The organism is Streptomyces sp. NPDC059169 (assembly GCF_042755225.1).
Classification (GTDB): Bacteria; Actinomycetota; Actinomycetes; order Streptomycetales; family Streptomycetaceae; genus Streptomyces.
On record NZ_JBHZCF010000051.1, the window covers coordinates 1 to 2,560 of the forward strand.

A 2,560-nucleotide genomic window follows, 5' to 3' on the forward strand; every position below is an offset into this window, starting at 1 on the left:
CAGGCACCGTCAGCACGATCTTGCCGACCTGCCGCGCCTGACTCATGAACCGGAACGCCTCCGCCCCCCGACGCACATCCCACGCCACCACCGGGCTGGGCTTGAGGACACCTCGTTCGAAGAGCTCGACGATCTCGACGAGCATCTCCTGCGAGCGGCCCCGGTCGAAGTCGGGCAGGTTGTACGCCGCGTAGGCGACGCCCGGGTGTTGGGCGGCGACCTCGTCCGGGTCGCGCTTGTCGGTCTTGCCCATCTCCAGGAAGTGACCCCCACGCGGAAGCAGCCGCAGCGAGGCGTCCACGAACTCACGCGCCAGGGAGTTCAGGACCACGTCCATGCCCTCGCCACCGGTGACCTTCATGAACTTCTCCTCGAAGAGGAGATCACGCGAGTTCGCGATGTGATCCTCGTCCAGCCCCAGCGCCCGAAGCGTGTCCCACTTCCCCGGACTCGCCGTCGCGAACACCTCCGCACCGAAGTACCGGGCAAGCTGGATGGCAGCGATTCCGACACCGCCGGCGCCGGCGTGGACGAGGACGCGCTGCCCGGGTGCGGTCGCCGCGAGGTCGACCAGGCCGAACAGGGCGGTCACGTAGACGACAGGGACGGCGGCGGCTTCGGCGAAGGTCCAGCCCGCCGGCATCGGCGCCAGGTAATCACGATGGGTCACGGCGAGCGGACCGAAGGAACCGGTGAACAGACCCACCACACGGTCGCCCACCGCCAGGTCCGTCACACCCGGACCGACCTCGGCGACCACACCGGCCGCCTCACCCCCCATGATCTCGTCGACGATCACCATGCCGAGTGCCGTCACCACATCACGGAAGTTGAGACCGGCGGCGCGGACCTGGACCCGAACCTCGCCCTCGCGCAGCGGCTCGGCCGCGTCGGGTGCGGGGACCAGGCAGAGGTTCTCCAGGGTGCCGCTGGCGGAGACGTCCATGCGCCAGGGGCCTTCGCGCGGCGGCACGAGCGCCTGCTCATCGGTCACCTTGAGCAGCCTGCGGACCCGTGCCTCACCGCCGCGCACGACCAGTTCGGGCTCGCCGGTGGCGAGCGCGGCCGGCAGCGCGCCGAGAGAGGCGGGGACGTCGTCGATGTCGACGAGGACGAGACGGTCGGGGTTCTCCGCCTGCGCGGACCGCACCAGACCCCACACCGGCGACTGGGCGAGCGCGCTGATCCGCTCGCCCGGCTCACCGGAGACGGCACCACGCGTCACGAGGACCAGACGGGACCCGGCGAACCGGTCCTCCGCCAGCCAGGCCCGCACGAGTCGCAGGGTTTCCTGCAGGGCGTCGTGGACCAGGACGGCGAGGTCGGCTGCCTCCGGCTTCCGCTCCGGCAGGGCGACGAAGACGTACGGGGGGACGCTATGGGTCAGCTCGTCGAACGAGGCGTAGGTGGCGTACGAAGCGTCGGAGGTGTACGAGGAGATGCCCGCGAGTCGTCCGATCGCGTCCCGTCCGACAAGGGCCCAGGGCTCCACCCGTACGGCCTCGGGCAGTGACACGGCCCGCCACTCGGAGCGGAACAGCGCACTGTGGAACGTCTCCCCCGCGGCCCCACCGGCCAAGCCGTCGGCCGACACGGCCCGCAGGGCAAGCGAGGAGACGGTCGCCACCGGAGCGCCCGACCGGTCGGTGAGATCCAGTGCCACCGTGTCCTGCCCGGCGGGGCGGATGTGCACCCGCAGTGCGGTGGCGCCCTGCGCGTGCAGGGTCACACCGGCCCAGGAGAACGGCAACAACGGGCCGGATCCATCGGCGTGTTCGACGTCGTTGAGGCTGGTGGCGTGGAGGGCGGCGTCCATCAGGGCCGGGTGGAGGGCGAACCCGCTCGGGTCGACGCCCTCGGGCAGCGCCACCTCGGCATAGATGTCGTCGCCGTCCCGCCAGGCCGCCTTCAGACCCTGGAAAACCGCACCGTAGCCATAGCCATCCGCCTCCGCGGCCGGATAGAAACCCGACACGTCCACCGCCTCAGCACCCTGAGGCGGCCACACCCCCACATCGAACAACGACGCCTGCGCACCCAGCGCGAGCACACCGGTGGCATGACACGTCCAAACACCCGAGTCACCCCCACCCTCCCCACGAGAAAACACCGACAACTCACGACGCCCATCACCGTCCGCCGCCCCCACAACCACACGCAACACCACAGCACCACGCTCGGGAACAACCAGAGCAGCCGCCAGCGTCAAATCCTCCACCGTGCCACAACCGACCTCATCACCCGCACGAACAGCCATCTCCACAAAAGCCGTCCCCGGAAGCAGAACCGAACCCATCACCGCGTGATCCGCAAGCCACGGATGCGTACGAAGAGAGATCCGACCGGTCAGCACCACACCATCCGAACCAGGCACCGCAACCGCCGCCGCCAACAACTGATGTTCCGTCGCCTCCAAACCGACCGACACCACATCCCCAGCACCACCAACGCCCTCCAGCCAGTAACGGCTGTGCTGGAAGGCATATGTCGGCAGGTCGACGACACGAGCGTCGGCGGGGAGGGTCTGCTCCCAGTCCACGGCCGCACCAGCGGCATACGC

The 2,560-nt window shown here is 69.6% G+C and carries 2 protein-coding genes and 1 pseudogene; 1 reads left to right on the plus strand and 2 read right to left on the minus strand.

The features are described from left to right. A partial coding sequence (locus ACFXOM_RS35530) for a polyketide synthase dehydratase domain-containing protein (protein ID WP_385041628.1) occupies nt 1–1,981 on the minus strand: 1,981 nt, incomplete at its 3' end. 177 nt (nt 1,982–2,158) lie between these two features. Continuing rightward, a pseudogene (locus ACFXOM_RS35535) lies at nt 2,159–2,431 on the minus strand (hypothetical protein); the annotation flags it as partial. On the opposite strand from ACFXOM_RS35535, the gene ACFXOM_RS35540 reads away from it, so the two are divergent. Further along, nucleotides 2,321–2,560: hypothetical protein (locus ACFXOM_RS35540; RefSeq protein WP_385041631.1), on the plus strand; the 240-nt coding region annotated here is incomplete at its 3' end. The pseudogene ACFXOM_RS35535 and the gene ACFXOM_RS35540 overlap by 111 nt on opposite strands.